We start from the raw sequence: 25,083 nt of genomic DNA, 5'->3' as shown, positions 1-25,083 counted from the left end.
AATATTGTGTCCGAGGCGTGGGAGGTGGCGACAATCGCAGCGCAAGTGAGCCCCAGTGAGGACCGAATTGTCTGCTAATCGAGCTTCATCTCCCCGACCACATGTTCGGCAAATGGAAGCGACGAGGTGAATGCCGGAGAGACGGCATTGAGCACATGAGTCGAACGGGGTCCCGGTTCGATGATGAAGTCATTCAGGAGATCCGCGGTGCGGGTATCGATCAATTGTGCCCTGATTCCCGGCTCTTTGCCCGGCAGCAGATCCGCCTTGACGAAGCCGACACCGAGCGCTTCGGCCTCATGAAAGAAGCCGTTTCTGGTGGCCTTCGTCAATTCCTTCCAGGCAATCGCCCGGAAATGATCCCGATTCCGCCCGAAGAGGCGCGACAAATACAGCAGCATCGTGAGACTATCCTGGACGGTCGCCCCGGCAAGTCCCCGGTATTGTTCTCGCCCGAGCAACGGCAACGCCGACGGCCCGATCGTCACGTCCCCGTCCGGTCTTCGCGTGAAATGCACCCCGAGAAACGGATTGCGGAGATCCGGCACCGGATAGATATTGCCCCGCACTTTCAGTTTCGACTCAGGGCTCAATCGATAGAAATGCCCGCGGAAGGGTAGAATCCGGTAATGGGATCCGACTCCGTACGCATGGGCGATGCGATCGGCGAACAAGCCGGCGCAGTTCACGAAATGACCGCATTCGATTGGCCCCTGAGACGTCAGGACAGATCCGCGTCCCCCAGTGCCCTGCCAGGAACAGGAAAATTGAAAGGCCACTCCTTCTTGCTTGGCATCATCGACCATCGCCTCCATGACCAGCTGGGGATTCACGACCGCCGTATCTTTCACATAGAGAGCCTGTTCCACCGTTTTAGCGCAGGGCTCCACATCGTGGAGCGAGGCGCAATCGATCAAACTCACACGGACCCCATTGGCCTGCGCCCGCTGGTGCAATTCTCTCAACGGCTCCAATTCGGCGGCGGTACGGGCGACGATCACCTTTCCATAGTCGTTCAGGGGGATGGATTTGTCCCGGCAATAGGCGCGGAGCCGCCGGTTGCCTTCGACGCACAACATGGCTTTCAGCGTGCCGGCTTTGTAATAGACTCCTGCGTGAAGCACACCGCTGTTCCGGCCGCTTGCATGCAGGCCGGCTTTCGGCTCTTTGTCGATCACGAGCACCTTCGCTCGATGCCGGCGGCGCAATTCCCGGGCGATGGCCACGCCGATCACGCCGGCACCGGCAATGAGGAAGTCACAGGTCTCTTGCGTCATAGATGACTCAACTGACAAGGGCTCCGTATCCAGCTGCAGTCAGATGCGATCTCACCATAGGGGGTATCGACTGTCAAGAAATCATCTATTCGGCAGTGCATTGATGTGTGAATCAGGCCCGGGACGGTGATACGGATGACCCGACCCGCTCATAGAGCGCCACCGTCTCCGTTGCGGTGCGATCCCAGGAAAATGTGAGGGCCCTGGCCCGCCCCCGTTCGCTCAGGTCTTCGCGCAATCTCGTGTCATCAAGCAGGCGAGCCAACTCAACCGACCATTGCTCCACGTTCCTGGGATCGGCCAGAATCGCCGCATCTCCGGCGACCTCAGGCAATGACGAACTATTCGAGCACAGCACCGGAACACCGCAGGCCATCGCTTCCAAGACTGGCAGGCCGAACCCCTCGTACAAGGACGGAAAGGCAAAAACGCCCGCTCCTTGGTACCAGCCGATCAGTGCTTCGTCGGACACCACGCCGATCAGCTTCGCCTGCGAGGCGATCCCTGCCTGTTCGATCGCATCCCGCACGTCCGGCCGCTTGGACACATCCCCGATCAAAACCAAATCATACGTTTGCCTGAGTCGCTCGGGAACGGCGGCAAACGCTTTGACAAGGGTGACGATGTTCTTCGTCGGATCCGATCCGGCCAATGACATCACGTACCGTTTTACATGACTCGGCTGAACCCCTCGATTAGGACGAAACCGCTCACTGTCAATGCCGAGCGGCACCGCGGTAACCCGATTCTCCGCCAGTCCGAGGTGCCGGATCAGGTCGTGCCGCGATGAGTTCGAAATAGTCACCACATGATCGAGCTTCGCCCGGGGATCACCGACCAACCCGCGTTCGATCCTTGCGCTCAGATTCCGCTTCGGGCGCAGTTCCGGGAACAGCAACGGCTTGGCGTCATGAATCGTCGCCACGAACTTGCCGCGCTTCCAGGCCACGCAGGAATCGTAGGGAAAATGCAGGAGGTCATAGGGGCCGGTGAACAGCGGCGCCATCTGCTCCCAGAACCGCCGTCTGAAGAAGGGAAAGCGGATGAGCCGGTACCGAACATTTCCCCGATGCGGAAACCGGTGCCCCGAGTCCGGCATCAGAATGTCGTATTGGTTGGAAGGATCGACTCGGGCAATCCCCTCCACGAGTTCCCGGCAATAACGACCGAGTCCGACAGTGGGATTTTTAAGGTGCCAGGCGGCAATGATGATTTTCACAACGACGCCACGGTGTCACAATTGAGGCAGTGGGGAGGCATCGCCGCGCCGCTCGACCGAGACAGCCTCGATGCATATGCGCCTTTCCCTATTGCGCGCGCTTTTCGACCAGGGTATGGCCGAATCGGTACCGCTCGTATCGTGCGGTCCATTTGTTCTTCAAATCCGTCCAGCGGCGCTCGAACCAGTTTCCTCGTATGGTCCTGCCCCATTTCCGCTGAAAATGCGCCATATTATGATTCCAGTATTGGTTCGTTTCGATGCGCTTGATATGATTCTGCGTCACCATGGAGAAATGGTGGATCAGCACCGACCCGGTCATCGCCACGGAAAACCCGGCCTGTTCCGCCCGCCACCGGAAGTCGGTATCCTCGCATCCTCCGTATGAGAATCCTTCGTCGAAGAGTCCGACGCGATCGAATACCGCGCGGTCGATCACCATGCAGGGCGCATAGAGTTCGCGGCGCACCGCCTGCGCGCACGCCGCGGCAAATGCTTCGGCATACGCGTGCAGATCATAATCGAGCGGGCCTTCGCACGCGGACGGACAGACGATTCCGTGGGCGCCCCGCTCCATGAAGTCGAGTAGGTTTTCAAGCCATCCGGGCGTCACCACGATATCATTGTTCAAAATACCGATCGCCTCTCCGCGGCTCGCTCTGATTCCCTGGTTCCAGGCCTTGGCGCAGCCGAGATTGGTTTGGTTCGTAATAAGCGTTGCCGGCAGGCCGCGCACGTAGTCGGCCGTGCCGTCGACGGACGCGTTATCGATCAGAATCAATTCGTAAGGATGCGGCGTGCAGGCCACAATCGATTCGATACAGCGGCGCGTGTAGTCCACTTGGTTGTAGAGGGCGATGACGAGGCTGATGGATTTCATCCCTACAGCATCCTCCGGCAAAGCTCCAACAAGTAGGCAGCCCGCCGTTCCGACGTGTGGAACTCGAGCAGATGTCGATACCCGGCCTCCACCATTTCTAGCCTGGCCCCCTCGTCGTCACGAAGCCGACGCACAATGGACGGGAGATCCCGCAAGTCGTGCCGGCAAAACATTGCATGGCGGCCATGTTCGAAATTATGCGGAATGACAATGTCGGGCGGCTCGGAAATCAGGAGCGCCTTCGACGCCACGATCTCCCAATATCGAACCGTATCAAAACCGCCGCCGCGTAATGACAAAGCCATCTTGGAACGTTGCAGGAGCGAGCGGTACTGTTCAGGTCGCAATTTTCCCGCTTGCGCCGAGGCCGATGCTCGTGGATCACCCAGTAGTTTCGCGGTCGCGACGCCGAGCCAGGACGCTGCCAGTTTCGATCGACGGTCCGAGGCATCCAGATACACGCCTCCTTCAAATCGAATGCCTTTCGTCCGGCGCAATAGATTGACCGCTCTCACCCGCTTCCGATGGGATGCCCGCCCGACAAATGAGATATCGATGTCTCTCTTCTCCGGCGTCATGGAAGACAACCCAGCCGCCGTGACTGAAAACGGCAGAGGATAAATCCTCCCGTCCAACCGGCTGTCGCCTTGCGGCCGTCTCTCGCTCAGCCAGTCGCCATTCACTGACTTGGCTGTGGTTCTGTACTCGCGCTTGAAATACAGGCCCGCTCCAATGGAATTGGCCGCATCGGCGCGAATCTGACCGTCATCTTCACCATCGAGCAATACAACCGGTGGACAATCGACTTGTCGGGCCAACGAATGATAGGCCTCCAGCGCCGCTCGCCGCGGCGAAGAAACGATCGTGAGATCGACGCGGCGCTCACGGATCATGGACGCCACGTCACCAGTGGTGAGATGATACCCCGGATTCCCCGCAGGCGCTCGTTCACCCGGCTCGTGATAGACGGTTTTACGGGGGAAGTCCACAACGCTGTCCCATCCCAATACCGCACAGAGTCCATCATAGATTTGATCGGCCAAATAGTCGGGGCCCGGGTCGGTAAGGTATAAGACCTTCACGCAAGTTTCCCGTCGTGTGTAATCCGTCGCTCGTATTTCGCAAAAGTGGCAATGCTGATTGGGCGATTTGGCGAAGTCCTCACTTCTTCGAAATCAACCGGTGACGAATCGGTCTTCATCGAATGCTCCACATCCTCATTTCACACTCTACACTTCACACTTTCCTTGAGCAGCCTCATGCAGGCGTCAAAGACCTCACCGACGGAAATCAGCCGCATGCAGTTGTCTTCTTCGCTCCTGATGCAGACGGGGTGGTAGCAGGCCCGGCAATCGAGGCCTTTGTAGAGAATCACACTGGGCGCGCCGCGCGGACCCCATCGTTGCGGATAGGTCGGCCCGAACAACGCTACCACCGGTGTCCCGACCGCGGCCGCCACATGCATGGCCCCTCCGTCATTGCCGATGAAGAGGTCGCATTGCTTTGCGAGCGCACCGAATTCCAGCAATGAGAATCGTCCTGCCACCACCATAGGCCGGCATTGCGTTCGCTCTCGAACCGCTTCGGCTACAGCCCGCTCTTTGGCATCGCCGCCGAGCAAAATCCGGCAGGGCAATGTTTCAGAGAGACGATCCGCGAGTTCGGCAAACCGCTCCGGCGGCCAAACCTTCAATGGATAACGGGCGCCCGGCTGAATGATGATCACTTTCGATGTACCGTTGTCGCCGCCGATCAACTCCTCCATGGCTCTCTTCGCCGCCATGTCGTCATCCGGAGACACATAGAGAGCCGGGCGGAATGTGGCCGGACTCAGTCCTAACGGCCGAACGGTCGTCAAATCATATTCGATGCGATGCGCATCATCAGGCGAGGGTTTGGCCACGTGCGTATAGAGCAAGCCCCGCCACCGGTGCTCCGCATTGAATCCGATTCTCGTCCGCGCGCCGGTGGCCCAGCTCATGAAGGCGGAACGATCCCCATCCGTCAAATCAATCACACAATCATACCGGTTCCGGCGAAGATTCAAGAGGAACCGCAATTGCGCCGCCATCGACCCTTTCTCTGCCGTCAAGATTTCGTGAATATCGGGATGATGCCTCAACACCGCCTCGGTCCCTCGGTTCACGAGCGCCGTGAGCCTGGCCTTGGGGAAGGCCTCGCGGAGCGTGCGGAAGACCGGCGTGGCCAGCAGCACATCGCCGATGTGGCGGAGCTTGATGACAAGAATGTTCGTAAAGTTCATACGAGCCGGAGATAATTCCTCATTTCAATTCCTCATTCCTCATTCTTCATTATTTCGAGTCCATCACGTCGAAATACAGCTGTTCCAATCTCTTCGTCAATGCCGACGCCTCGAACTGCGCCCGCGCTTTTTCGTAGCTTCTCCGGCCGAATCGGGCCCGTAGTTCATGATTCCGTAACAGTTCAATGACGGCGCCCGCATATTGCCATTGCCACCGGCAGACAAAGCCAGTCACATTGTGCTCCACCAGTTCTGCCTGCGCATTGGCCTTTTTCCGTTGCGGCGTACTCAGCGTCACCACCGGAATGGCGTTGGCCATCGCTTCGGCGATGACGCAGCCGAACGTCTCACCGATGCGGGACCCATGGATAAAGACGTCAAGCCTGCGATACAAGTCGCCCACGTGCAGGGACGGTTCCACCAATTCCACTCGCCCATCCATCCCCAGCATCGCCAATTTCTGCCGCACCCGATCGGTGGCGCCCTGCAAGAGACAGCGCACTTGGGGCACCTTGCGAAAAATGCGCGGCAGGCTGTTGACGCAGACGTCGTGCCACTTCTGGTCGTCCGCGCGGCTGCAACGCCCGATCGTGGACGTAAATGGCTTGGGACCCCCGTCGAATTCGGAAAAATCAACCGGGTTGTACAGGGCCTCATAACGGGCGCCGTTTCGCTTTCCATAGCGCTTGAGATAGGCCGCCTTCGACGAGTCCGAAACAAAACAATGGCAATCGATCCGATCCCCTTCCCGGTCATCGAAGTCATGGAAAACATTGGTTTCAACGATCCGCGGGTAGCCATGGCGTTTTTCGGGAAGCGTTCCCGGTTCATAAGTCCCGGCCCGGTGCACATGGCAAATATCGATGCGGTACTCCCGGACCAAATGCGTTAGATCGGCCGGTTGGATCACGACCGGAATGCCGAGTCTTGCTAATTCATCCGCACGAACGCCTCCGTGTAGGCGCCCGCAAACAAAGACATCGAATCGTGACTTGTCGAGATATCGGCAGAAGATCTGGAGGGTCTTCTCGGTGCCACCCAACTGCAGTTGATTGGTGACGTGAAGGATTCGAAGCTTCGCCATACGATAAGATCAACCCTCCTTAGGCGCACAATCGGCGGTAGAGCGCATGGGTTTGAGCGGCCGCATCCCGCCAAGTAAACGCCCGCGCCCGAGCGAAGCCCAACGCCTTCATTCGTTCGCGCTTTTCCCGATCATCCAGAACCGCGGCGATAGCGAGGCTCAATGCGTCGACGTCTTCCGGGTTGACCAGGACCGCTGCCTCACCGGCCACCTCCGGCAGGGCCGAGGTCGAGGAGGTGATGACCGGAACTCCACAGGCCATGGCTTCCAGCACCGGCATCCCGAATCCTTCGTACAACGAGGGAAACACAAACAGATCGGCGTACGAATAGAGGATGCGAAGGTCTTCCCGGCTCATACGCCCCGGGCAACGAACAAGCGATTCGAGACCGAGCCGGCCGGCGGTCCGGCGATAATCCCCGAACGGATGGACGGCATCACCGACGAGTACCACCGCCCGGCCGTGCAAGGCCGGCAGACAGCGGCTGACACTCTGCAAAAACGTCTCATGATTTTTTCGAGGATCGGCGCCGCCGACAAACAGGATGAAGCCGGCTTCGGGAATGACGAGCAGGCGGCGCAGGCGAGCCATGGCCTCCTCATTCTTGACCGGGGCGAATGCTTCCGTCACACCGTTGTAGATCACCGCGATCCGGTCCGGCGGCACTCCATACAGGTTCGTGATCTCCTGAGCCGAAAATCGGGACACCGTCACGACCGTCCGAGCTCGATAGGCGGTGGCGCGGGCGCGACGTGAGGACGCCCGTTGGCCGAACAGCTTTTTGGAGTACTCCGGATGCCGTTCCAACCAGAGATCGTGAATCGTCACGATGCCTCCGTGCTTCCCGCTCGTATGCATCTTAAAATTCGTACCGTGGTAGAGATCCAACCCGTCCTTTTTTCCCCGCCACGCCATCGACCACCGGGCCGATTCCATCCACCGTAGTCTTGCTCGGTCGGCCCATTCGTCCGGCCGTTCTTTGATCGGAGCGCCGGGCCTCACATAGCCAATATACTCCGTGTCATCCTCGCGACGCAGCAACGCGTCGAGCAAATGATACGTGTGCCACCCGATCCCGCCTCGATCGCCGATCACGGAGGACGCGTCGATTCCAATGCGCATAGTCAGCGAGAATCACGCTTCACGTTCAGCATCTCCCAGGCCTTGGCATACTTCACGAAGGTATGCAGTCCGGCGAACATCGCGACGATGACGCCGTACAGGCCATCCCGATAGCCGCGACGGACGATCAAGGTCTTCAGCACCGTCCCGAGATGATGGGTCGCGATCGTCCAGGCTCCGATCTTCGAGACGCTCTTCAGTTTTTCCTGCGCCCCCAGGCTGGTATACCGCATCATTTTTCGGACATGGTGACCGACGGTCGGCATGCTGTAATGATCGAGTGGCCCCTTTAAGCGACCCGTGCGCCCCGACAGACGAAAATTTTCATGGAGCAGGACATCATCGTACCGGCCCGCCGTCTTTCGGAACAACCGGAGTTGATAGTCCGGATACAAGCCGCCGCCTTGAATCCATTTGCCATAGAAATAATTGCGACGGGGAATTTCATATCCCGTTATCGCGGGATCCTGATTCCGGCGCAGGAGAGCCGCAATCTCGACCCGAAGCGGCTCGGTCACCCGTTCATCCGCATCCACGATTAGAATCCATTCGGCGCGCGCCTGGTCGATCCCGAAATTCTTCTGCGGCCCATAGCCCGGCCAGGGACGAACATATACGCTTGCCGACGCCGCTTTAGCGATGTCGGCTGTGCGGTCCATGCTCTCGGCGTCCACCACGATTCGTTCATCGGCCCAGCTCACCGAGTGCAGGCACTCCGCGATGTTCCGCTCTTCATTCTTCGTGATGATGACTGCGGCAATGGACATGGAACGTCACACCGGAAGAAGGAGCCGGCGTCAAGCCTCGCCGGAAGCACCGGTCGAAGATTGGAGCAGCGGGCCGGTCGATGCCCTCAGCTCCCAGAAACGCGCATACTTGATGAAAGTGTAATAGGCATAGAGTCCCGAGAGGATCAAGCCGGGGATTCCATCCAAGCACCCTTTTCGTCCGACATACATCTTGAAAAACGTAAAACACGGATGGGTCACGAGTTGGTGCGGCGAGAACCGGCGGCCCTGCTCCAACATGCGCCGCGCCATCAAATCGGAGTAGCGGTCCTGTTTCGACAGGTAATGGTCGATATCCCTGAACGGATATTGAAGCGCGGGGCTGGATAGATAATCGATGCGCCCGTTCACGTCGAAACTTTCGTGAACCAGTTCCTCCCGGTATCGGAAGCGGCTCTTTCGAAAGAGCTGCGGCTGGCGATAATCGGGATACCATCCGCAATGTTTGATCCATCGCCCCAGAAAATAATTTTTGCGCGGCACAAAATAGGCGTCGGCCGGCGCCTCGCCTTCCACTGTTCGCCTGACCTCATCCCGTAATTGCGGAGTGGCCCGCTCATCCGAATCCAGACTGAATACCCACTCATGCGCCGCGTGCGCGATTGCCTCGTTGCGGAGGCGGCCGAACCCGTGAAAAGCATGCTGGAACACTTTGTCGGTGAATCGCTTGCTGATGGCTGCCGTGGCATCCGTGCTGAACGAATCGACGACGATGATCTCATCTGCCCATGTGACGGATTCAAGACAGGCCTCCATATTCGGCTCGTCATTGTAGGCGATAACGACTACGGACACCGAACCCTTGCTCATCTGGATACGTCCTTCTCCCTCATTCCCCGGCTCACTCTTCACACCGTGTCGCATTCGCATTTATGAAGGCCGGCTTGAAATACCTCACCGGCCGAGCACATTGACACAGTCTATAACAAGAAGCCGCGGAGGCGGATCCATAGATTCCCGGCTTGCGCACAGGCCGCCGTAGAACCGTTTCATGAATGATGCGGGTTATCAGGTCGGCTTCACGATTGTCAAGGCACCGGACCAGTCACAACGGCCGTTCAACCGGTGCGTATTGGCTTCTTACCGTCTCCTGCGAGGAGGTTGACAAAATTCTTCATGAAGAGACGCCTCGGCCCTCAGGATTTTCCACCAGGTCCGCCGCGGCAAGATTCCTCGCGCCGAGGCGTAGCGGGCCACAAACTCCGCCGCCTCCCTCGGTGAAAGAGTGGACAATTCCACCATGCGACGTGCCAGTTTGACGAGATCCGCAACGGCATGGGCGTGTGAGACCGACCCCGACCGCCGGAGACCGTCCAGATCAATCAGGTACGGGCTTCCGTCGGAGCCCACGAGGAGATTGGTCGGCTTAAGATCCCGATGCGTAAAGCCCTGCCCATGCAGGTCGCCGATCAAACGGCCGAACCGGCCGAGAACCGTCAGACGCCCGCCCTTCCACTGCCCGAGATCGGTCACCCCGGAAAGCTCTTCCATGATCAGACAGCTGCAGGACCCGGTTGTCCATCCTCCGGTAGCGCCCCAGGCCAAGGGTTCGGCGGTCGGTATCCCCGCCTCCAGCAATTGGACAGCACGGACAGCCGCCCGTTCAGCTCGCGTTCCTCGAAGACACTCTTTGAGATACCCGCCGACTCCATCAGAAGTCCACCGCTTCATGACATATCCGGCGACATGCGCCACGACGGTAGAATCGTTCATTTTGATGATATCGGCTCGTGCAGCCAGTGTCCCATCCGGGTCTTTCAAGATGCAATCGAGGCTCGGACCGGCAGCGGAAGACCGTATGATCCAAATCCACCGGCCGTAGCGCCGGCGTATCCATTCGCCTGCCGGCGGGAAAGTGGAACGCGATGGTCGTCTCAAGAACAACCGGTCTCCCCCCTTCCAGAGCCATACTGCCGGGACTAGAGGACGGCCGCCATAAGCGGATCACGCCGAAGAGGCAGGCGGACACCCTCTGTTTACCGGGATGCCTCGGACCGGTAGGGATCGATCATCCGCTATTTTGCGGTACAGGGAGAGTATTTCCATCGCGTGGCGGCGCATCGAGAGAAACGGACGCAGCTCGATGGTCTGCTCGGCCATACGCCGGCGGGTGGACCCGTCGCGCAATTTCTCGAGCGCGTTGGCCAACGCATCGACGGAGTCGGGCGAGTCGATTACAAAGCCGTGGTCACCGTCTGTGATGCATTCGGAAGATCCGTCATAAGCAGTGGTTATGCAAGGAAGCCCTAAGGAAAGCGCCTCCAGAATGGTGCGGGAGCAAGGATCGTTATAGGTAGGCAGGACACAGACGTCGGCCACGCAGTAGAGGGTCTGGGCATCGGCTCGGCTTCCCAAAAATCGTACTCGATCTGTGATCCGGATCTGCTCGGCGTAGCGCTCATAATACCCGGTGGCGCCTCGTCCCACGACCAGCAGATGCCAGTCACGCGCGGCCGGCCTCGTCAACGATTCCATCATGCGAGCCAAACCCTTCCGCCTAAAATTGTGGCCGACAAAAATTGCCACCAAGGCATCAGCCGGAAAACCGATTTCGTCCCGCACCCGCCGGCGAACGCGTTCCCGCTCCCCGCGTCCCAATCGTGTAACCCGGACGCCGTTGAATACGCGCTTCAGGCATTCATCCGGCAGCCGATACCGTTCTTCCACCTGCCGGCGCACATATTCGCTGGGTACCACGACGATCGGGGGCTCGGGTTTGGTCAAGAGCCGATGTTCAAGAGAGGCCAGCAGCCGTCCCTTTGCATCGAACAGCAACGCCGCCTTCCGGATGAGCCGGGCAACACCGCTCCGCCTGGCAGCTACCGTCCGTGCTTGCCCCGCCTTCACGATCCCGCCGCGCGGTTGGTACACATCGCAGGACAGACAAGGCCGCACGGCATGTACGACATCCCAGGATCGGCCCGCAAGAAACCGCTGCGCCCGGCCGACAAACTCGCGATATTGCGCTTCGTATGTCCATCCCGTCACGCCGAGCCTGTGCACCTGAATGCCGGGATGATCCCATTCTCCGTTCTGCGTCACCACGTGGATTTCCGGTCCGAGTTCCGCCAGTTCGGTGAGGAAGTCCACCGCCGACTGCTCCAGACCTCCGCGATTCGGATCGAGATGTTCGACGATGAACGCGACTTTCATGGGCTTCCGACATTCTTCGGCGCACGCTTCAAGTACGCCTCGGCTCCTCGTGGCTGTGCTCGCCCGTCTCGCTTGGCGACTCCGCGATTTCGCGACGAACCATCATGAATAATGCGGGCTAAGCGGTCGGTCGCCTATAAGCGATGGCCATACTCCCTCCAGGACCAGATGCGATTTTGATCCAGCACCGCGTTGGATGTTTGATAGAGCGCCATCAGATCATGAAAGGCCCGCGCGTACGACGGATCGGCCGGCTCCACTCCGTCGGCCCTGACCCGGAAGGACAAATCGGCATCCGTCAACCGTTCCGTGCGCAATGAATACAGCAACAGGCCGTTGGAGGTGGCCAACCCGATGGCGTCATCGTACATGCTCGTCAAGTAGGCAAAATTATCCTGAAGGCAATCGTGCGCGAACAGGCAGGTCAAGTCTCGACCGAGTGAGGGAATCGCCCGCGGAACCGCTCCGTTGAGGCTCAGGATCGTGGGCATGAGATCGACCTGACTGGCGACGGCCGACACCGTCCGGGGTTTATACCGCGCCGCACTCCGCAAGGATTCATCCATCCACACCAGCAGGGGCGATGCGAAATGACCGACTTGTTTTTCAAACTCAGTATCTCCCACGCTCTCATGCCGCCCATGATCGCCGAGGATAAAAACCGCGGTATTGCGCAGCAGGCCGGCCTGCCGCAGTTCCGTGAACACCCGTTCGAAATGCAGGTCGGTGTATCGCAGAGCGCCGATATACTTATCGGAAAGCTGGAGCAGCGCCCGCACGTCCGGATGATCAGGCGGCGCGCCGAAAGGATGATGGGTCGCCAGGGTCAAGGTCGCCAGCATGAACGGTTGCGGAGAGGCCTGGAGTTTCTCCACCCGCTCCTTCAGGAGCGAGAACAGCGCGCCGTCCGACATTCCCAAGCCGATCCGTTCCGCATCGGCCGGGAAGTCGCTTTCCGACACCAGCCGCTGCAGGCCGTTGCGCGCCATGAACGTTTGCAGCCGGTTGAGATCCCGGTGCTGGCCGATAACCATTTCGGTCCGGTACCCCTGGCGCTGCAGCAGGGAGGGAAGGCACGCGTAGTCGTGGGCATAGCGCGTTTTCATGGCCGCCGCGCCGTGGCGGGGGTAATAGGAGCATAACGTGGCGAAGAGGCCCCTCGAGGTTTGCACCCCGTTCGAGAAAAAGTTCTCGAAATAGATGCTCTCGTTCTTCAGACGATCCAGGAACGGCGTGCCCGGCGTGTCACCGTACGTGCGGCCGAGAAAGCGGCGATCGAGGCCTTCGATAAAGATCACAAGAACATTGGCGGGCCGATCCAGCCGGATCGCCTGCGACGCGACCGGCGCGTGCTTGACCAAAGGAAACCGTGCGTCGGGAAATTGCGCCCCCGGTCCGATCAGCGCTCGCGCCGTCCGGAGGGCGTCGTCCGGCGGAAGCACGTTCGCGTCGCTGACCTTCGTCGTTCCGTCGCGCGACACGAGCGAGATTCGGAGCGCTTCCGAGGCGAACAGCACCGGATTCTGCGCCAGCGTGTAATAGACCGTGCTGTCGATGTTGGCAATGCGAATGCCGTACGGTCCTTGATGGTGAAACCCCGTTGCGCCCGCCACGAGGCACAAGCCGAACGTGGCGTTGGCGCGCAAGGATGAAGTAAGCCTCCACCGGCTTAATGCCGGCACCACGCCCTTGGTAAAGAGCCACCACCAGGCGCCGACCACAAGCGCTTGCAGCAGGATAAACTGTACGACGCGCCCGCCCCATTTCCGCCAATCTCCCAGTTCGGCGTCCGTCTGTTGCGCGGCTTGCCGGTTGGTCTCCTCCGTATCGGGCGCGTGGCTCAGGAGATCACCGATGTATTCGAGAAAAACGAAGTCCAGATGCTGTTGATTGAACCCGTAATACCCCATGTCGGTGAAGAGCAGGACGAGCAGGACAGCGGAAAGCGCCAGACCGCCGGCCCGCAGGCCGCGCTGGTAAGCTGCATGAAACGGCAACCGCTCTCTTTGCCACGCCGCGCGCCATTTCCACCCAAGCGAGCAGATGCCTCCCGCAAGCGCCGCCAAGGCCAACGCGATGGTGGCCACGATAAAATCGCCGCGCAATCCGACGAGGAACGTCTGTGTCAAGAGCGCGAAGGACGGCGCTTCCTGTTCCGCCGCATCTTTCAACAAGAACAGCCGCTCGGCCGATTGAAACACCACGAACAGGATCCACCAGAACAAGAGTTGCTGCCGCAGCGATGAACCGGCGCCTGTTGGTCTCTCGTTCATGTGCCGGCCACCCGCTCGTAGACCCGTTCCAGTTCGTCCACCATGCGGTCGATCGAATAGGATGCCACGACCGTCGCGCGTCCCCGCTGTCCCATGCGCGCGCGAAGAGCGGGATCGTCCAAGAGCCGGCCGATGCGGGCGGCCAGCGCATCCGCATTCCGCGGGGGCACGATGAAGCCCGAATCCTGATCACGCAGGACATCCGGGATCGAACCGGTCGTGGTGGAGACGACCGGCAGGCCCAGGGCCAACGCCTGCATCAGAACTTGAGGAATCGTGTCCCCTTCGATCGTGGGAATCGCAAACACATTCAACGACCGGAAGACGTTCAAGAGATCATCGCGGAATCCGAGCAGCAGCACCTCCCGGGTCAATCCGAGCCGCTCGATCTGCGCTCGAATCACCGGCTCTTCCGGCCCTTCGCCGACGATGAGAAACGTCACATCCTGACGCTGTTTGAGCACATGCGCCGCCGCCTCGACAAAGTAAAAGTGTCCCTTGTAATCGCGCAGGTAGGAAATGAGGCCCACCAGCAGGTGATCGCGCGGCAGACCCAACTCCATACGAAGATCGCGATCCGGTTCGGCCGGTGAAAAGTACTCGACATCCAGGCCGATCGGGAACGCGACGACCCGGTCCGCCTCCAAGCCATCCCGTTCAATCAGATCCCGTCTCGTCCGCTCGCCGCCGGTCACGATCACCATGTCCAGGAGCCGGCGGTACAAGAGCCGCGTGACCGCGCTGTTGTTCAGCGGGGCGGAGATATGCCGCGTCCGGATGACTTTGGGACGAGGCTGAACGAGCTTCGCCGCCAGGCTGCCGATCCAACTGTCGCGGGAACTGTTCACATGGAGAATGGCCGGCCGGTCCCGGTCCAACAGCCGGCGGAACCGGTTGATGGCAAGCGGATACTGCCATCGCTGCATGCCCACCGGCTCGACCGGCAATGATCGCTCCACCGCCATCCGACGAATGGGACTGCCCGGTTCCAAAATCAACCGCAGGCGGTGTCCCCGCTTTAGCAACCGCTCGGCGTGGAGCAGGACGGCAAGTTCCTGCCCTCCGACCGTTGTGCTCGATTCTGCAATGAAAATATTCACGTGGTTGACGGAGTCAAATGTTGCTTCACGCGATCCCGAACAGCCTGGATTACCTGCTCGGGTGTCACGCCGGACAGGCACGCCATAGGAACAGTGTAATGACACCGCCGCTTCATGCAGGGCCTGCACGCGAGATCATGAGTCAAGACCGCATGCCCCATCCCGTACGGGCCGGTTCGGACCGGGTCAGTCGGGCCGAAGAGCGCCACCACCGGTGTTCCGACCGCCGCGGCAATATGCATTGGTCCGGAATCATTGGTGACCAGCGCGACGGCCTGCCGGAGTAATGCGGGAAGCAGTCCTACCTCAGTCTCCCCGGTCAAATCAACCGCGTGTGTCTGCATGATCGATTGAACATGCGCCGAATCCTGTCTCTCGGATGGCCCACCGATAAACACGACCGGTCCGAATCCTTCCCGCGTCAACAAGTCGGCCGTTCGAGCAAAATGTTCGGCCGGCCACCGTTTCGTGACCCAGCGAGCTGAAACGTTCATGGCCACCCAGGGCCGATCCGGAGCGAGCCCTTGCCGCAGAAGCAGCTCTCGCAGCCGTTCCGCATCCTGTTCTCCCTCCCGGAAGCGGAAATTCGGTGGCGTCGTCATGGAAGCGCCGAGCGCCTCCGCCACGAGAAGATACCGATCCACCGCATGCATGGGGACGGTCGGCACGGAAACCCGTTCCGTATAGAACAACGGACTGCCTTCGCGGCCGGTCGCAAACCCCACACGCTTGGGACAACCGCTCAGCCAAGCCAGGATGGCACTGCGGAACAGACCCTGTAGATCGATCACCAGATCAAACCGCCGGGCGCGAATCGCCGGCACTTGCGCTAGCCAGCCATGGAGGCCGCCATCGAGCGTCACAATCTGATCCACTCCTTCAACCCGTTCGACCAATCCGGCCCACTGTCGCTTGACCGCCCAGGTGACGGAAGCCCAGGGAAAGTGGTTCCGCAATGCCGCCAGAGTCGGCAGGGCATGGACGATATCTCCAAGCGAGCTGGGCTTGATCAGCAGGATTCGGCGGATGTAGGGATGGGAGGCCATTGGCTAGTGGTCTCGCGGCGTCGCCTGCAATACAGATGAGGCCCGTCCTGCATCAATCGCGTCTTCAAGAATCCATTCCGCCGCTTCCGCCAGCGACGCAACCGTCCGGCAGGGTTGAATTCCCTTCGACTCCAATTCCAGCAATGGTTGGCTGCCGGCCGGGCCGGATGTGACGAACAGACCCGGGATTCCCGCGAGATGGGCCAGCTCGATGTCACGCGCCTGGTCACCGATCAGATAGGATCGCGACAGATCAATCCGGCGTTCGGCCACGGCTCGGTCTACCATACCGCGCTTCGGTTTCCGGCATGGACAATCCTCGCTCGGATGATGCGGGCAAACATAGATCGCATCCAGCTTCACCTGCGTGCGAGCCAGCAGTTCCCGAAGTCTGGCATGGATCGATTCCAGATCCCGTAAGGAGAAGAATCCGCGTCCCACGCCGGATTGATTCGTCAGCACAATCAGGCACGCCCCGGCTTGCTGCAACCGGGCCAGCGCCTCGGGAACGCCGGGCAGCAGTCTCAATTCATCAGGCGCTTTGACGAATCCGGAATCTTCATTCAGTGTGCCGTCCCGATCCAGAAATACGGTAAAGCCCGCGAGCGGGCGGCCGGGCTCGGATCGTTCGGAATCAGGCGAGTCCTGAATCTTTTCGCCGGCGGGCGCAGACTCATCCCGCACTACCTGATCGCATGCCGCATGATAGACCTCCTCTACTGTCACACCTGTCATGCACCGATGGTCGATCGGACATTCGCGCAACAAGCAAGGAGCGCAAGCGACATCCTTCCTCACGAGCCTGAACTGCCCCCCAAAGGGGGCGGTGGTCCGCCAATCGGTCGGCCCGAATACCGCCACGGTGGGCACCTCGAACGCGGCCGCAATATGCATCGGCCCCGTATCGTTGGTGAGAAAAAGCTGGCATCGTTTGGCGAGCGCCATCAATTCACGCACTGTCGTCTGTCCGGAACACACCACCGATTTCGCCCGGATGCGCTCGGCGATGGACTGTCCGAGTGACTCTTCCCCCTTCGCCCCGAGAATAGCCGCCGCGATACGGGTCTGGCCGCGATCTCCATACCGTTCACTGAGCCGATTCACCACGTCGGCATACCGATCCGGAATCCAACGTTTAGCGCCGCCGTAGGTCGAGCCGGGATTGACTCCGATCAACACATCGGACGGCGCGATACCGGCATCGGCCAGACGAGCGGCAACGGCGAGTTCCTCCTGCCGCGTCACCACGAGCTTGGGCGCCGGCGGGAGGCCTTCCGCTCCAAACGGCTTCATCAGGTCCCAGTAATAATGAACTTGGTGGCGAGATCCTTCCCGTGGCGCTACCGCGACCGGGTCGGTCAGCAACAGCGTGCGACCGTCCGTCGCATACCCGTATCGGCGCGGGATGCCGGCCAGCAAGGCCAGCAGAGCCGCCTCGAACGCATTCTGAAGCAGGATCGCGAGATCAAAGCGATGGCGGCGCAAGACACGAGCCAATATCCATTTGCCCGACAGTCCGGCGTGGCGCCCCCGATCATCGTACACCAATATCCGATCAACGGCGGGGTGATGGGCGAAGAGCTCGGCGATGGCCGGCTTCACCAGCAGGGTGATGTCGGAACCGGGAAAGAGACGCCGCACGGCGGTGATGGCCGGCTCGGTCATCACCGCATCGCCGATCCAGTTGGCTCCTCGGATCACGATGCGCCTGATTCGATCCTTATGCACAGGCCTCCGTTTCACATCCCGCGGTGGCGGAAATCATTAATTGCTCCAAGCGTTCCCGGCCGGCCGGAATATCGGTATACAGACGCAAGGCCCAACAAGAATCTCCAGGCGTCAAAAATCTCGTGATCTTTCCGGCATCCTTTTCCGTTGTGATCAAGAAATCGGCTCCCGTCCGCTTGGCCCGCTCACGAATATCGTCGAGCATGGCATGATCATACCGCGCATGATCCGACAACACGACGGCATCGACCACCGCAATGCCGAGGCCGGCGACCAGATCGTGAAAAGCCGCGGCATTCCCGATTCCGCTGAAAAGGACGGCGCGCTTCCCCGAGAAGCGCGCCGCGCTCCGGCGCTCGCCCGTCGGTACGTGAATCAGATCGCCGGCCTTGAAGAGAACTCTGATCGGTTCGGGCAGCCGGCCGCAGGCTCCGCTGATCGTTTCCCATACCGCACCGACCTGGGACTCCTCGTCCGCCCGCGTCAAGAGTAGGGCGGAGGCGCGGGACGCCGCGGACAAAGGCTCCCGGAGCCGCCCCACCGGCAATAGAGCCTGAATTCCGGCGAGATCCGTGGTATCCAGCAAGAGCAAATCAAGGTCGCGATGCAGGTGCAAATGTTGAAACCCATCGTCCAACACAAAACAATCGACGGGACCTTGTTCAAGCACCCATCGGCCGAGGCGGTATCGATCCGGACCGACCGCGACAACGGCTTGCGGGCAACGTTGCGCAATCAGATACGGTTCGTCGCCGGATTGGTCGGCATCGGCAAGCACCCGCTCGCCGTCCGACACCAACAGATGCCGCTGCGTGGAGCGCCGACGATATCCCCGGCTGAGGACGGCCACCCGTTTGCCTCTTGCCGATAGCCATTCCACCACATAGATCACGACCGGTGTTTTTCCGGTCCCTCCAACGGTCAGGTTGCCGATGCTTATCACGGGCCGCGGGAGTCTGTACACTGGGAACCAGCCCCGGCGATACAACCAGCCACGCACGCGCGCCGCCCACCCATACGGCCAGCCCAGCCATCGAAGTGATTGAACGAACGCCGCGCGGTCGCTCCCGGCAATCATGACCTACGGCTCGAAAGCGTGAACACCAGCCCGCCGACCGGTGCGTCTGGCGCGGAATCGGAGGCCGGTAGAAAGGCGCTGATCTGATCAAGGCTTCGCTGGAGCGCCCCTTGATTCTCTTGCACGACCTGACGGGCTGCCTGTCCTACCCGTGCCAACCGAGATTCGTCGCTCAGCACCGCGGCCAGTAGGCGGGCCAAATCATCGCCGCTCTCGACTCTCAGCCCTCCTTCGGCTGCAATCAAGAGATCGGCAACCTCCGCGCAATGATCGGTATAGGGTCCGAAGAAGACCGGTTTTCCCCATACGGCAGGCTCCAGTAGATTGTGCCCGCCGACCGGCACCAGCGTTCCTCCGACGAACGCCGCCTCCGCCTCTTTGTAGAACCACGCCAGTTCGCCCCGGCTGTCCAGGATGATGACTCGCGGCCCACTTCGGGGCACGGCCTCCAGGCTCGTAATCATGCTCCGCCGCAAGACCGGCAAGCCGGCGGCTCGAACCAGGGCTTCCACTTGCGCGGCCCGTTCGATATGCCTGGGAGCGAGAACCAACACCAGGGAAGGGACCTCGCGGCTCACCTGCTGATAACAAGCCAATAGCTGTTCTTCTTCTCCGGCATGCGTGCTCCCGGCGATGAACAGTCGCTCATGCTCGGCTACGGCCAGCGAGGCGCGGGAGAGAACGGAACCGGCCGGCGGGTTCTGCAAAACCGGTTGATCAAACTTGATATTACCCGTGCGCCGGACTCTGGCCGGATCGGCGCCGAGATCGATCACACGCTGGGCATCCCGCTCCGACTGCATCAGACAACAGGAAAGAGACCGCAGCATCCGCCGGTACAAGGGACGTACCAAAGCAGTCCGTTGCCGCTCATATGACCGAGTTGAAAGCCGCCCGTTCACGAGGATGGTGGGAATCCGGCGGCGCTCCAACAGCCGAAGCAGGTTCGGCCACAGCTCCGTTTCGACGAATAGATACAGCCGAGGCCGCCAGCAGTCCACGACCCGCGCGACGACCCAGGGAAAATCGAGCGGCGCATAGCGATGTTCCGCCACCCCGGCCAGACGCTGCTCGACCGCCTCCCGGCCCGTCTCCGTGACAGTGGAAACGATGATTCGATACGCGGGAAAACGCTCATGCAAGGCGCACGCGAGCGGGGCAGCCGCAACCACTTCGCCCAATGACACGGCATGGATCCAAATCACCGGCTCGCTGGAGTCATTCCCGCCGGGACGAGACAAGCGTAATCCGAATCGTGCCGGCAGCCCGCGTCGACAACGCCGCTTAGCGAGTAAAATGACCAGAATGACGGGGGAGGCCAGCAGAAGCAGGACATTATACAGGGCGTACCAGATCACGTGGAAGTCCGCAACACGGCATGATCCGCCTGGAGCGTCATGCGATTGAGCGTCTCCTCCAATTCAGCCCGCTTCCACTCCAACTCGGATGCGGTGGCATCGGGCGGCACGAGGATGGGATCGCCCCACAGGAAGACGCCGCGCGAGAAGGGATAGGGCATGATGAATCGGTCCCAACTCGCAAAGACTTTTTTTTTGAGCAGCCGAAGGCGAGCGGGATGATCGGAAGTTGGGTGACCTTGGCCAGTTGCACGACGCCGAGCTTCGCTACTTGGCGAGGTCCCTTTGGTCCATCCGGTGTAATGACAAGGTCTACCCCGGATCGGCCGAGCCGGATCAGTTCTCTGAGCGCTTCCGTCCCTCCCCTGGTGCTCGATCCCCGGACCGCCCGCAAGCCGAACCGGGCGATGATCCGGTGAATGAGTTCTCCGTCGCCATGCCGGCTGATAAGAACATGGGCCTCGGAGCCTCGATAGGCGAGCGGCATCATGAGCTGCTGCGAATGCCAGAAGGCGATGATCATCCGCTTGCCTTGAGCCAGTAATGAATCCACGAGGTGCGCCCCTTCGACCCGGATGCCGATGGTGCAGGCAAGCAGGCGGATCACGCCATAGCCAACGGGCGGAACACAGGTCAGTTTGGCTTTGGAAACCAGCGGCTTCAACATGGACCAACAACGTAAGACTTGGTGATCTGGTGATTGGTGAAGTTTCTACTTTACGAAATCGCCAAATCGTACTTCACCAAATCACGAAATCATTCTTTTCACAATCTCCATTTCACGAAATCACCAATCATCACATCCTACTTTTCTTATGTGGCGTCGGCAAATTGCATGGAATAAAGCCGCTTGTAGATGCCGCCGTGGCGCAGCAATTCATCGTGGGAGCCGATCTCCATGACGCGCCCGCGGTCGAGCACCACGATGCGGTCGGCGTTTTGAATCGTCGACAGGCGGTGCGCGATGACCAGGGTCGTACGGTTGCGCATCAGGTTCGCCAGCGCCATTTGGACCACGCGCTCCGATTCCGTGTCCAGCGCCGAGGTGGCTTCATCCAGAATGAGAATCGGAGGGTCACGCAGAATCGCCCGGGCGATGGCCAATCGCTGGCGTTCTCCGCCGGACAATTTCAGCCCTCGTTCGCCGATCAACGTATTATACCCGTCCGGAAGCCGGATGATGAATTCATGGGCATAGGCCAAGGCTGCAGCCCGGGCTACATCATCGTCCGAAGCACCGCTCCTCCCATACGCGATATTATTCCGGACCGTGTCATCGAACAACACCACTTCCTGTGAGACAATGCCGATTTGAGCGCGCAGCGATCGCAACGTGCAGTCGCGGAGGTTCACTCCGTCGATCAGAATACCGCCTTGCGTCGGTTCATAGAATCGGGGAAGCAGGCTGACGAGCGTGGTCTTCCCGCTCCCGCTGCTTCCGACAAAGGCGACGATTTCCCCCGCTCGAATGGTCAGGGCCACCCCGTTGAGAGCCGATAACGTATGGCCGTCATACCGGAATGAAACATCACGAAACTCCAGCGATTTGGCGATGGCCGGGATGTCCACGCGGCCTTGGTTCGCTTCCTGTTCCGTCTCCATATCGAGCACGCCGAATACCCGTTCGGCCGCAGCCAAAGCTTGTTGGACGGTGTTATTCGCGCCGGACAGACGGCGGATCGGAGAATAGGCCATAAACATGGCGGCCAGGAAGGAGAAAAACGCGCCGGGCGTCATCTCATCATGGATAACCAAATATCCGCCGTACCAGATGATCCCCGCCACGCCCAGGACGCCGATCACTTCCATGTGAGACGAACCCAGCGAAGACACTTGGATGGCTTTCATGGTCGTGTGCACGAAGGCTTTGTTGCTGGTCGTGAAGCGGCGCGCTTCCTCTTCTTCCCGGCCGAAGGACTTGACCATCCGAATGCCGGCCAAGGCTTCCTGCAAGGTGGACGCCATATCCCCCATGCGCTCCTGGCCGCGCGTCGCCAATCCACGCAACTTTCGGCCCATGCGCACCATGACCGTCACGGAAATCGGCACGACGATGACGGAGACGATCGCCAATTTCCAATTTTGATAGAAAATCACTCCCATCATGGCGAGAAACGTCAGGCCCTGTTGGAACAGATCCTTCAGTACGCCCGCGACGGCATTTGCCATCAACGAAACATCGTTGATCACGCGGGATACCAGACGGCCGGAACTATTGGTATCGTGGTAGCGGATCGGCAAATGCACGAGCTTCAGAAACAGCTGTTCCCTGATGTCGGCGATGACCTGGTTGCCGATATAGTTCATCAGGTAATTCTGGCCGTAATTGAAGACGCCCTTGAGAACGGCCACCGCCAAGATGGCAAGGGGCAGAACGACAAGGAGCCGCTCGTCCTTGCTGATGAAGAGGCCGTCGAGCACCGGCCGCACCAGCCAGGCATAGGCGCCGGACAATCCGGCCACCAGGAGCGCGCAGACGAACGCTGCGACCAGGCGAATCCGGTACGGCTTCAAATAGCGAATGAGCCGCATATAGTGATTCATCGACGACACTCCGCTGCGACCACTTCAGCGGCCCGCCGGGACGCTTCCGGCTGACCGAGCTTCTCACGGACCGCCCGCAAGGCCGTTCTCATCTGATCATAGGCCTCGTGATCCTGCAACAAGCGTTCGGCTTCCCGGTACAGCCGGTCGGCGGTCGCCTCCTGTTGGATCAGTTCGGGGACGATCTTCCGGCCCGCCACCAAGTTCACCAGGCCGATGCAGTCGACCCGAATCAAGAATTTGGCGATGCGATAGGTCAGCCACGTCGTCGCGTAGAGCAAAATCATCGGCGTGCCGACGACCGCCGCTTGCAACGTTGCGGTCCCGGATGCCACGAACAACAGATCCGAGGCGGCCATCACCTCGCTGGCCTCGCCATGGATCACTTGGACCGGCACCCGGCTCTGCGCCAGACATTCCTTAAGCAGCGCGTCGGAAACCGAAGGCGCCTGGGCCAGGATGAACTGCATGGGCTCACGGGCCGACAAACGCGCCGCCGTATCCAACATGACGGGCAACAGCGATCGGATCTCTCCTTGCCGGCTTCCGGGCAATAACCCGATGACAGGCCGGCTCTCCTCAAGACCGAAGCGCTTGCGAAGCTCCGTCCGATCATACGAAGGAGCCACCTCGTCAAGCAATGGATGACCGACGAAGGTGCAACGCACTCCGGCGTGATGATAGAGGTCCGCTTCGAACGGGAGGATCACGACGACATGGTCCACCCGGCGTTGGACCCAGCGGATACGGCGCGGTCGCCAGGCCCAGATCTGAGGCGCGATATAGTAGAGCACGCGCCGGCCCGCGGCTTTCGCGACACGCGCGAAGTGAAAATTCAGGCCGGGATTATCGATCAAGACCACCAAATCCCAGGGCTCGGCGCGGATGACCCGGCGAATGCTTCTGATGCGCCGGATCATCGTTTTAACGGCAGCCGGGCCGATAAGGCCGATGATGTCGAGCTGGGCCACGTCCGGGATCATATCGATCCCCGCAGCCTTCATACGGGCGCCCCCGATGCCGACAATCGATAACGACGGATCCACTTGCTTCAAGGCACGCGCGAGATTGGCCCCATGCAGATCGCCCGATGCCTCCCCGGTGATGATGAGAATTCGCGGCATGCGCGCCAGCTTACAAGAAAGACAGCCGATCCGGCCGGACCGGTTCAATGGGGAAGAATGGTCGAACCAACCGGATCTCCCTCGTCGCCCCCCGCCGTATGGCGTTCCAGAAATTGCCCGATCGCCTCAAGAACCTGGTAGGCCAATTCAAGCACGGCGAGCCCTGCTTCGCCTCCCACGACCGGCTGCGATCCGGTCGCGATAGCCTGAAGGAACGACTCCACCTCCAGCTTGAGCGGCTCCTCTTCAGTCCCTCGAAAGTGCTCCACCTCGATGGTCGGTCGCTCTCCCGTCTGCTGCAAGCGCCGGCTGATCATCCCCTGCCGCGTCTGGAAATCCATGGACACGTAGCGATCGCGCTGAAAGACCCGCAGGCGCCGCATCTTGGTCATCGAGACCCGGCTCGACGTGAGGTTGGCCACACAGCCGCCACCGAAGACGAGGCGCGCGTTCGCGATATCGATATTCCGGGAGAGTACGGGCACACCGGCTGCCCGCACTTCTTCCAACGGACCCGGCGCAAAAGATAAGACGAGGTCCAGATCGTGAATCATGAGGTCCAGCACCACATCGACATCCGTTCCCCGCTCGCCGAACGAACTCAACCGGTGACATTCGATAAAGGCCGGTCGATCGATATACTGCCGCATGAGTTGCATGATCGGATTGAACCGCTCGCTGTGCCCGACCTGCAATAGACAGCCTTGCTTCTTCGCCACGTCGATCAACTCCCGCGCCTCATCCGGGGTGACCGTCACGGGCTTTTCTACCAGCACATGCTTGCCCGCCTGAAGACAGCTCTTCGCCAGCGGAAAATGGGCCGACGTGGGAGCGGCAATGCTGACCGCCTCGACCTCTTCCAGGAGAGTGCTGACTTGCGGATGGGCTCGGACACCGTGCCGATCCGCGATTAATTTGGCGCGGCTGAGATCGCTATCCACGACGCCGATCAACAGGGACCCCGGGAGGGTGGCGTAGTGACGCGCATGATGCTGGCCCAAATGGCCGACTCCGATCACTCCTGCTCGGATCCGTTTCATGCGCC

At 60.3% G+C, this 25,083-nt stretch carries 21 protein-coding genes; all 21 read right to left on the bottom strand.

Annotated elements, in window-relative coordinates; genetic code table 11:
• Nucleotides 1-74: 74 nt before the first annotated feature.
• The 21 genes from lhgO to ACWGXE_RS06505 all read right to left on the bottom strand — a co-directional run bounded on the left by lhgO (nt 75) and on the right by ACWGXE_RS06505 (nt 25,078).
• Nucleotides 75-1,277, bottom strand: a complete 1,203-nt coding sequence (lhgO, locus tag ACWGXE_RS06605; RefSeq protein WP_447602325.1) for an L-2-hydroxyglutarate oxidase — start codon at nt 1,275-1,277, stop codon at nt 75-77.
• 112 nt (nt 1,278-1,389) lie between these two features.
• Nucleotides 1,390-2,496, bottom strand: coding sequence for a glycosyltransferase family 4 protein (locus ACWGXE_RS06600; protein WP_447602323.1), 1,107 nt, complete (start codon nt 2,494-2,496; stop codon nt 1,390-1,392).
• A gap of 88 nt (nt 2,497-2,584) precedes the next feature.
• A complete protein-coding gene (locus ACWGXE_RS06595; RefSeq protein WP_447602321.1) occupies nt 2,585-3,376 on the bottom strand; it encodes a glycosyltransferase family 2 protein in 792 nt (263 codons plus the stop codon).
• 2 nt (nt 3,377-3,378) lie between these two features.
• A complete protein-coding gene (locus ACWGXE_RS06590) occupies nt 3,379-4,458 on the bottom strand; it encodes a glycosyltransferase family protein (protein ID WP_447602319.1) in 1,080 nt (359 codons plus the stop codon).
• Between the two features lie 140 nt (nt 4,459-4,598).
• Entirely contained in the window at nt 4,599-5,639 is a 1,041-nt protein-coding gene (gene rfaQ / locus ACWGXE_RS06585) for a putative lipopolysaccharide heptosyltransferase III (RefSeq protein WP_447602317.1), read from the bottom strand.
• 49 nt (nt 5,640-5,688) lie between these two features.
• The gene (locus tag ACWGXE_RS06580) at nt 5,689-6,723 is read right to left on the bottom strand and encodes a glycosyltransferase family 4 protein (RefSeq protein WP_447602315.1); all 1,035 of its coding nucleotides are present in this window, start codon (nt 6,721-6,723) and stop codon (nt 5,689-5,691) included.
• A 19-nt stretch (nt 6,724-6,742) separates the two neighbouring features.
• On the bottom strand, nt 6,743-7,846 hold the full coding sequence (locus ACWGXE_RS06575) for a glycosyltransferase family 4 protein (RefSeq protein WP_447602313.1): 1,104 nt from the start codon (nt 7,844-7,846) through the stop codon (nt 6,743-6,745).
• A gap of 2 nt (nt 7,847-7,848) precedes the next feature.
• Nucleotides 7,849-8,613 (bottom strand): glycosyltransferase family 2 protein, encoded by a 765-nt coding sequence (locus ACWGXE_RS06570; protein ID WP_447602312.1) that lies wholly within the window; start codon nt 8,611-8,613, stop codon nt 7,849-7,851.
• Between the two features lie 30 nt (nt 8,614-8,643).
• Nucleotides 8,644-9,444: a glycosyltransferase family 2 protein gene (locus ACWGXE_RS06565; RefSeq protein ID WP_447602310.1), complete on the bottom strand. Its 801-nt coding sequence runs from the start codon at nt 9,442-9,444 to the stop codon at nt 8,644-8,646.
• A 270-nt stretch (nt 9,445-9,714) separates the two neighbouring features.
• Entirely contained in the window at nt 9,715-10,512 is a 798-nt protein-coding gene (locus tag ACWGXE_RS06560) for a lipopolysaccharide kinase InaA family protein (RefSeq protein WP_447602308.1), read from the bottom strand.
• A 66-nt stretch (nt 10,513-10,578) separates the two neighbouring features.
• Complete coding sequence (locus ACWGXE_RS06555; protein ID WP_447602306.1) at nt 10,579-11,787, bottom strand: glycosyltransferase family 4 protein; 1,209 nt, start codon at nt 11,785-11,787, stop codon at nt 10,579-10,581.
• A 134-nt stretch (nt 11,788-11,921) separates the two neighbouring features.
• Entirely contained in the window at nt 11,922-14,060 is a 2,139-nt protein-coding gene (locus ACWGXE_RS06550) for an LTA synthase family protein (RefSeq protein ID WP_447602305.1), read from the bottom strand.
• Nucleotides 14,057-15,160, bottom strand: coding sequence for a glycosyltransferase family 4 protein (locus ACWGXE_RS06545; protein ID WP_447602303.1), 1,104 nt, complete (start codon nt 15,158-15,160; stop codon nt 14,057-14,059). Before ACWGXE_RS06545 ends, ACWGXE_RS06550 begins: the two co-directional genes overlap by 4 nt.
• On the bottom strand, nt 15,157-16,206 hold the full coding sequence (gene waaF / locus ACWGXE_RS06540) for a lipopolysaccharide heptosyltransferase II (protein ID WP_447602302.1): 1,050 nt from the start codon (nt 16,204-16,206) through the stop codon (nt 15,157-15,159). Before waaF (ACWGXE_RS06540) ends, ACWGXE_RS06545 begins: the two co-directional genes overlap by 4 nt.
• Before the next feature lie 3 nt (nt 16,207-16,209).
• On the bottom strand, nt 16,210-17,934 hold the full coding sequence (waaF, locus tag ACWGXE_RS06535; RefSeq protein ID WP_447602300.1) for a lipopolysaccharide heptosyltransferase II: 1,725 nt from the start codon (nt 17,932-17,934) through the stop codon (nt 16,210-16,212).
• Nucleotides 17,927-19,012: a tetraacyldisaccharide 4'-kinase gene (gene lpxK / locus ACWGXE_RS06530; RefSeq protein ID WP_447602298.1), complete on the bottom strand. Its 1,086-nt coding sequence runs from the start codon at nt 19,010-19,012 to the stop codon at nt 17,927-17,929. The genes waaF (ACWGXE_RS06535) and lpxK overlap by 8 nt, the downstream gene beginning before the upstream one ends.
• Complete coding sequence (locus tag ACWGXE_RS06525; protein ID WP_447602296.1) at nt 19,009-20,370, bottom strand: 3-deoxy-D-manno-octulosonic acid transferase; 1,362 nt, start codon at nt 20,368-20,370, stop codon at nt 19,009-19,011. The genes lpxK and ACWGXE_RS06525 overlap by 4 nt, the downstream gene beginning before the upstream one ends.
• A gap of 37 nt (nt 20,371-20,407) precedes the next feature.
• Complete coding sequence (locus tag ACWGXE_RS06520) at nt 20,408-21,037, bottom strand: lysophospholipid acyltransferase family protein (RefSeq protein ID WP_447602294.1); 630 nt, start codon at nt 21,035-21,037, stop codon at nt 20,408-20,410.
• A gap of 146 nt (nt 21,038-21,183) precedes the next feature.
• Complete coding sequence (gene msbA / locus ACWGXE_RS06515; RefSeq protein ID WP_447602292.1) at nt 21,184-22,914, bottom strand: lipid A export permease/ATP-binding protein MsbA; 1,731 nt, start codon at nt 22,912-22,914, stop codon at nt 21,184-21,186.
• Complete coding sequence (gene lpxB, locus ACWGXE_RS06510) at nt 22,911-24,038, bottom strand: lipid-A-disaccharide synthase (protein ID WP_447602291.1); 1,128 nt, start codon at nt 24,036-24,038, stop codon at nt 22,911-22,913. Before lpxB ends, msbA begins: the two co-directional genes overlap by 4 nt.
• A gap of 44 nt (nt 24,039-24,082) precedes the next feature.
• Nucleotides 24,083-25,078 (bottom strand): Gfo/Idh/MocA family protein, encoded by a 996-nt coding sequence (locus ACWGXE_RS06505; RefSeq protein WP_447602289.1) that lies wholly within the window; start codon nt 25,076-25,078, stop codon nt 24,083-24,085.
• Nucleotides 25,079-25,083 lie beyond the last annotated feature (5 nt).

It is taken from the genome of Nitrospira sp. Nam80, assembly GCF_965152575.1.
This window is presented reverse-complemented; position numbering and strand designations above follow the sequence as displayed.

Coding starts and splice junctions, on each gene's coding strand:
- lhgO (WP_447602325.1), bottom strand. CDS start 1,277: ATGACGCAAGAGACCTGTGACTTCCTCATTGCCGGTGCCGGCGTGATC.
- ACWGXE_RS06595 (WP_447602321.1), bottom strand. CDS start 3,376: ATGAAATCCATCAGCCTCGTCATCGCCCTCTACAACCAAGTGGACTAC.
- rfaQ (WP_447602317.1), bottom strand. CDS start 5,639: ATGAACTTTACGAACATTCTTGTCATCAAGCTCCGCCACATCGGCGAT.
- ACWGXE_RS06580 (WP_447602315.1), bottom strand. CDS start 6,723: ATGGCGAAGCTTCGAATCCTTCACGTCACCAATCAACTGCAGTTGGGT.
- ACWGXE_RS06575 (WP_447602313.1), bottom strand. CDS start 7,846: ATGCGCATTGGAATCGACGCGTCCTCCGTGATCGGCGATCGAGGCGGG.
- ACWGXE_RS06570 (WP_447602312.1), bottom strand. CDS start 8,613: ATGTCCATTGCCGCAGTCATCATCACGAAGAATGAAGAGCGGAACATC.
- ACWGXE_RS06565 (WP_447602310.1), bottom strand. CDS start 9,444: ATGAGCAAGGGTTCGGTGTCCGTAGTCGTTATCGCCTACAATGACGAG.
- ACWGXE_RS06555 (WP_447602306.1), bottom strand. CDS start 11,787: ATGAAAGTCGCGTTCATCGTCGAACATCTCGATCCGAATCGCGGAGGT.
- ACWGXE_RS06550 (WP_447602305.1), bottom strand. CDS start 14,060: ATGAACGAGAGACCAACAGGCGCCGGTTCATCGCTGCGGCAGCAACTC.
- waaF (WP_447602302.1), bottom strand. CDS start 16,206: ATGGCCTCCCATCCCTACATCCGCCGAATCCTGCTGATCAAGCCCAGC.
- lpxK (WP_447602298.1), bottom strand. CDS start 19,012: ATGATTGCCGGGAGCGACCGCGCGGCGTTCGTTCAATCACTTCGATGG.
- ACWGXE_RS06520 (WP_447602294.1), bottom strand. CDS start 21,037: ATGTTGAAGCCGCTGGTTTCCAAAGCCAAACTGACCTGTGTTCCGCCC.
- msbA (WP_447602292.1), bottom strand. CDS start 22,914: ATGAATCACTATATGCGGCTCATTCGCTATTTGAAGCCGTACCGGATT.
- lpxB (WP_447602291.1), bottom strand. CDS start 24,038: ATGCCGCGAATTCTCATCATCACCGGGGAGGCATCGGGCGATCTGCAT.
- ACWGXE_RS06505 (WP_447602289.1), bottom strand. CDS start 25,078: ATGAAACGGATCCGAGCAGGAGTGATCGGAGTCGGCCATTTGGGCCAG.